The organism is Bartonella sp. AP36NXGY (assembly GCF_042195865.1).
Classification (GTDB): Bacteria; Pseudomonadota; Alphaproteobacteria; order Rhizobiales; family Rhizobiaceae; genus Bartonella.
The window spans coordinates 1-6,605 of record NZ_JBHIPD010000041.1; the positions used below are offsets into that span (position 1 = coordinate 1).

The window sequence follows — 6,605 nt, forward strand, 5'->3', positions numbered from 1 at the left end:
TGAAGAGCAGATGAAGATAGTTCTTGAAGATGCCAATAAGTATACGGATGAGAAAGTTAGTGGTCTTGTCAATGATGCTGTTCACGAGTCGAAATCCTATACGGATATAAAGTTTGAGACATTGAATTATGCTATTCAGGATGTTCGGAAAGAAGCAAGACAAGCTGCTGCTATTGGTCTAGCAGTATCTAATTTAAGCTATGACGATACACCGGGAAAATTAAGTTTTTCACTTGGTACGGGTGTATGGCGCAGTCAATCTGCACTTGCTATTGGAGCTGGTTATATGTCTGAAAATGGAAGATTTCGCTCTAACGTATCTGCAACGAGTGCTGGGGGACATTGGGGTGTAGGTGCTGGATTTAGGGTAACACTGAATTAACAATAGAAAATTCGAAATAAATTTTCCTTCTCTTATCAAATGCGTTACATGTGCCATTTAAAGAGAAGGAAAGTTATTTTCATCATAAATGAATAGCAATAGAAGATAAGGGCGTATTTCGAGTAAAAATATATTTTTTATTGTGAAATTTTATATCAAAAAATCATTTATCACCTCCAAAAGGAATTATTTGAGTAATCGATATTTATTTTTAAGAAAGTTTTGCCTTCTTGTCTCATCAGACAAGGGTGAAAATTTTATAAGAAGTGATATTTTACACAGAAATTCATAGAGTAGTATACTTGTAAAGTTTTATATTGTATTCTGTAATAATAATCTTAGTGGGACTAATTTTAGTTACAGTGAAGCATTTTAACAAAAAACTACAAATGCCAGAGGGATGTTTTCATATAAATTAACAGAGTACGTGTAACCGCACAATATTTGAAAACTATACAGTTTATAATTTTATAATAGAATATCCACTAGGGGTATTCTTAAAGAAATAAAAAGTCTCATTTTTTCCTTGCTATTTTTTAATAATCTGTATAAAGTGCGAAAAATTAATTAAAAGAAACTAGAAATCTTCTCGCAAAGCGGGGTGCGGTAAGTTATGGCAAAATTACAAAATCACAATCATCTAATCTTAAAGAGCTTTAAGAGATACAAATATAAAACTCAGGGATATCTCGCTTATTTTCACGACAAAAGCACAATAACCCTACAAAAAACGCTCTAAATTACTCAACAAACAGCTTAACCTCCTTCCGCAATAAACATTTTATTGCCTTTTAAACACACAACCCCTAATAATAGTACACAAATATGTTTTTTCTACACTTTTTTCACCTTTCTTCACCTTTAAATTTAAAGGCTCTGCTGAAGAAAAACACCCCTCCTTAAAGGGGAATAAATAAAAACCACATTAATTGGACTATCGATCAACGTCGACTTCTATCTCATTGATATCTTAGATAGTCCTCTTCCGCATTATGACAACCCTAATCTTTTATAAAACAAGAAAAAACAATCTCTGGAGCTTAGTAGCACCGGAATATGTCTTTTTGATGTTTTAAATATCTTTTTTTACTTAGAGGATTTATTATGAAAAAAATATATACCACACCACACACGCTAGCAGTGAGTAATTTAAAAAATTCTTGCTCGTCTTATCAATTACCTTTTATTAAAACGCTTTCATTAGTGTCAGTAGCTGTCTTTTTATCAAATGCTTCTCCTGTTTTTGCTTGTGATCTTTGGGGTAATGTAGCACAGTATTTTGGCGGAGGTACAAATATACGTAAAAGTATTGCGCCAACCTATATAATTAACGGTAAAATATATAGAGATGTTGGTTCTGCGCTGTATGGTTTGGAGAATTATGTCGCTGAAACCAGGTATGATAAGCTTGTTAAGCAAGATGCATCAGGACTTATTACAATTGGTGCGGACGTAGGTGGTAATAGAATAACTATCGCAAATAGCTCTCATGGATTGAGGACTCTTACTGGTGTTGCTGATGGTTGGGTTTCGCCAATCTCGTATGATGCAGTCAATGGTTCTCAGCTTTTTTCCCAAGGCATCAGTACTGCGATCTCTTTTGGCGGTGGTGCTGGATACGATAGAAAAGGAAACTGGATAGCTCCTACTTTTACAGTTAAGGTCTTTGATAAAAATGGTAATGGAGCTGAAAAGGATTATAAGAATGTTGCGGATGCCTTTACTGGCGTAAGTAGTTCTTTCACGAATCTTGATGCAAAGATTGAAAATATTAAGGTAGCAAGTAATAGTCTTGTTAAGCAAGATGATACGGGGCTTATTAGCATTGGTGGAGAAGTAAGTGGAACTAAGGTAAGCATTGCAAACGTTGATAATGCAGTTCGGACTCTTTCGGGTGTTAAGGCTGGTTCGATTACAGCAGCGTCCACTGATGCGATAAATGGTTCTCAACTTTATTCCATGAGCAATGTAGTCGCAGGCTATTTTGGCGGTGGTGCTGGCTATAAAGATGGAAACTGGAGTGCTCCTACTTTTACAGTTAAGGTCTTTGATAAGGATGGTAATGGAGCTGAAAAGAAGTATACTAATGTTGCGGATGCCTTTACTGGCGTAAGTGGTTCTTTCACAAATCTTGATAAAAAGATTGAGAATATAGTCATTAATGGGACAGGTGATGATCTTGTTAAGCAAGATGATGCCGGACTTATTACCATTGGTGGAAAAGTAAGAGGGGTCCAGGTAAATATAGCAAATGTTGATAATGTGGCACGGACTCTTGCGGGTGTTAAGGCTGGTTCGATTACAGCAACATCGACTGATGCGATAAATGGCTCTCAATTTTATGCCATGAGCAATGTAGTTGCTAGCTATTTTAGTGATAATGCTGGATATGATAAAGATGGAAACTGGAATGCTCCTACTTTTACAGTTAAGGTTTTTGATAAAAATGGTAGTGGGACTGAAAAGAACTATAAGAATGTTGGGGATGCGCTTTCTGGTGTAAGTAGTTCTTTTACGAATCTTAATCAAAAGATCGAAAGTGTGACAGGTGATAGTTTTGTTAAGCAAAATAGCGCTGGGCTTATTACGATTGGTGGAGACAAGGGTGGTGATAGAATAGATATTGCAAACGGTATTAATTTTCCACGAGTTATCTCTGGTGTTAAAGGGGGTGCATTTACGGCAACATCGACCGAAGCAGTAAATGGTGGTCAAATTTATTTGATGGCTCAGACATTTGCAAGTTATTTTGGCGGTGGTGCTGGCTATAAAGATGGAAAATGGTCACATCCTACATTTACAGTTAAAGCCTTTGATAAGGATGGTAATGCAACTGAGAAAAACTATACTAATGTTGCAGATGCGTTTTCTGGCGTTAATAGTGCTTTCACAAGTTTGAATGAGGAGATTGTTAAGATAAAGAATAAGCCTGGTATTGAAGAAAGGGAACACATCCATCAAGACGGTGATTTGAATGATATTATTTCAGAAGGCTTTCCTTTTATGAGAAGCTTACCTAGTGCTTTAGGTAATGTGAAGGTTCCAACTACGATAACTGTTGCTCCTAAATCACCATTAAAACAAGTAAGTTTTATGAGTAGTGAAGGTGAAAGCCGGCGTCTTTTTGATATTGCTGCTGGTGAGATTTCAGAAACGTCGACTGATGCTATAACTGGTTCTCAGCTCTATTCGATAAACAACCAGATTGCTACTTATTTCGGTGGTGGTTCTGGATATAAAGGTGGAAATTGGAGTGCTCCGACTTTCACAGTTAAAGCCTTTGATAAGAATGGTAAGGAAACTGAGAAAAAATATACTAATGTTGCAGATGCATTTGCTGGCGTTAATAGTGCTTTGGCAGGTTTAAATGAGCGGGTTATGAACGGTATTGGTGAAACAGAGGGTAAACCACAAAATGGTGATCCTTCGGATGTTATTTCAAAAGGCTTTCCTTTTATGAGAAGCGCACGTTTTCTAAGAAGCTTACCTCTTGCCATAGATGAGGAAGAAAGCGCCATAGATGAGGCGGATAATTCAACCACGGTAACTGTTGCTCCTAGTGAAATTTTAGAAAAGTCAACTTATGAGGTGACTGACAATCAGTTTTCACAGATGAGTAACAGGGTAACAGGCGTTGAAAAAAAGGTAGACAGCGTTACAGACAGGGTAACAGAAGTTGAAAACAAGGTGAATGTTGCGGTTAGCTATGATACCGATGATAGCGGAAAGAAAATCAATAGCATCACTCTAAAAGGTGTCGATGACAGTGAGCCTGTTTTGATTACTAATGTTAAAGATGGAAAAATTGAACATGGCTCTAAGGACGCAGTGAATGGTGGTCAGTTATACGATCATACCGCGGAGCAGATGAAGATTACTCTTGAAAGTGCGAAAAAGTACACGGACGATCAAGTCAATAATGGTGTTAACGAGGCAAAATCCTATACCGATATGAAGTTTGACGCACTAAGTTATGATATTACGAATGTGCGCAAAGAGGCAAGGCAAGCAGCAGCGATTGGTTTGGCAGTCTCTAACTTACGTTACTTCGATGACCCAGGATCTGTGAGTGTTTCATTTGGTGGCGGTTTTTGGCGTGGACAATCTGCCTTTGCGATTGGTGCAGGTTATACATCTGAAGATGGCAAGATTCGTTCTAATCTATCAGCAACCAGTGCTGGCGGTCAGTGGGGTGTAGGTGGTGGAATAACTCTGAAATTAAAATAACACCAGAGAATATGAAAAACTACAATTTAAGCGAAGTTTCGCCCTTGTCTTCTTAGACAGGGGCGAAATTTTATATTATAGAGAAGTAATATTTTACAGAGAAGGCCATAGAGTAGTATTTATAAAGTCTTATAATAATTAAAGTCTTATACCAATGTATTTTATAGTAATAATCTTAGTGAGATTGATTTTAGTAAGAAGTAAAGCACTTTAACAAAAATTTTACAAATACAGAGTAGTACTCTCAGTGCGTAATTGCGCAGTATTTTAAAACTGTACGTTCTATAATTTCATTGATAGAAAATATCCATTGGGGGATACGTTTAAAAATTTAAAAATCCTATTTTATTATTTTATTTATTTGCTCTGTACATAGCAGTAGCAATCATGAGGCACGCAACAGCAGCAATTATTAGTAAGACTCATTTTGATCAAAATGGGACACTTAAATAAAACTATGAAACAGAATCTCTAGACAAGTCTATAGTGCATGGAATCTATGAGTTTTAAAGTTATAAGGATATTTCACGGTTATATAAATCGGAAAGACTCATTCTGTAAAAATAATTAAATTCATTTTCTTCTTGCTATTTCACTCAATAGTCTATAACATCATAAAATATTCTTTAGTAAGACTCATTTTGGCAAAAACAGAAAAATGCTCGCAAGGGGGGGCAGTTGATTATGAACAACACACACAATCATCCTTATTTTACTCTAAAGCTTAAGAGTATGCCGCTTATCCCTGCGATAAAAGCGTAATAATTTCACAACAAGTACTCTAAATCATTCAGCCAACAACTTAAACTCTTCCCCTAATAATACCTTACAGCTTCTTAATCATATAAAATGAACTCTTTTACTTTTAAAATTATAAACCGCAGACCTAACAATAGGGTGCAAGTATGTCTTCTTCATACCTGTTTTTCACCCTCATCCAGGAGTTTTGTTGCAAAAAAAGCACCCTTCTTAAAGGCGGAAAAAATAAAAAACCCATTAACCACATCGTTTATCAAGATTAATTGCAACCTTGCTAGACTTCTAATTACTTCTGTTCGCCTCTGCGGCAAACTCAAACTTTATAAAGAACAAAAAAATCACGTCGTTAATCACTCCTAACACTGAAATATGACTTTTTAATGTTCTAAATATGTCTTTCCTATTTGGAGAATTTGTTATGAAAAAATTATATACCACACCAAAAGCGCTAGTGGTGAATGATTGTAAAGATTCTTGCTCGTTTTATCGACGGCTTTTTATTAAAGCGTTTTCATTGGCTTCAGTGATTATATTTTTATCAAATGTTTCTCCTGTTGCTGCTGCTACTCAGATTTTAAATAACATATCAAACGACTTTAGTGGTGGTACAAATGCGCTTAAAGGTATACCGCCAGCCTATGTAGTTGGCAGTAAATTGTATAGAGATAGTGGCTCTGCATTTGTGGAGGGGGAGGATGCTCCCAAGAACTTAAGTCTTAATATTAAGTTTCAGACTAAAGCTGCTTTTGATACTGCATTTGCAGGTACGGAAGGTTATAAGAATGTAGAAGGTTATAAAAGTGTTGCGGATGCATTTTCTGGCACTAATAGTGCTTTGGCAGCTTTAAATCACCAGATTGTTGAGATAAAGGAACCCCATGCTATTGGGGAAAAACAAGATAATCCATCTCAAAGTGATGATCAGCATAAGAACACAGGTAGCTTTTCTCTTTTAAGAAGCTTATCTCGTGAACTAGCCCGAGCGGATGATGCAAGTATGGTAACTGTTGCTCCTACCTCACCATTAACTCAAATAACTATTCGGAATAGTAAAGGTGAGACACGGCGTCTTTTGGATGTTTCTCCTGGTGAGCTCTCAAAAACGTCAACCGATGCCGTTAATGGTTCCCAGCTTTATACGTTAGGCACTGGGGTTGCAAAATCTTTAGGTGGAGGAGCTAAGTATGAGAATGGCACGTGGAATGCTCCTACATTCAAGGTTAAGCGATTTAATCCT

Annotated in this window: 2 protein-coding genes and 1 pseudogene; all 3 read left to right on the forward strand. The window is 36.5% G+C overall.

Translation table 11 applies throughout. The features are described 5' to 3' along the window. Window positions 1-382: YadA-like family protein (locus ACFINX_RS09100; protein ID WP_375668708.1), on the forward strand; the 382-nt coding region annotated here is incomplete at its 5' end. A gap of 1,104 nt (window positions 383-1,486) precedes the next feature. Further along, on the forward strand, window positions 1,487-4,609 hold the full coding sequence (locus ACFINX_RS09105) for a YadA-like family protein (protein WP_375668709.1): 3,123 nt from the start codon (window positions 1,487-1,489) through the stop codon (window positions 4,607-4,609). A 1,177-nt stretch (window positions 4,610-5,786) separates the two neighbouring features. Beyond that, window positions 5,787-6,605 (forward strand): annotated as a pseudogene (locus ACFINX_RS09110) (hypothetical protein); the annotation flags it as partial.

Bases quoted from the DNA above. Each gene is read 5' to 3' on its own strand.
- ACFINX_RS09105 (WP_375668709.1), top strand. From the start codon at position 1,487: ATGAAAAAAATATATACCACACCACACACGCTAGCAGTGAGTAATTTA.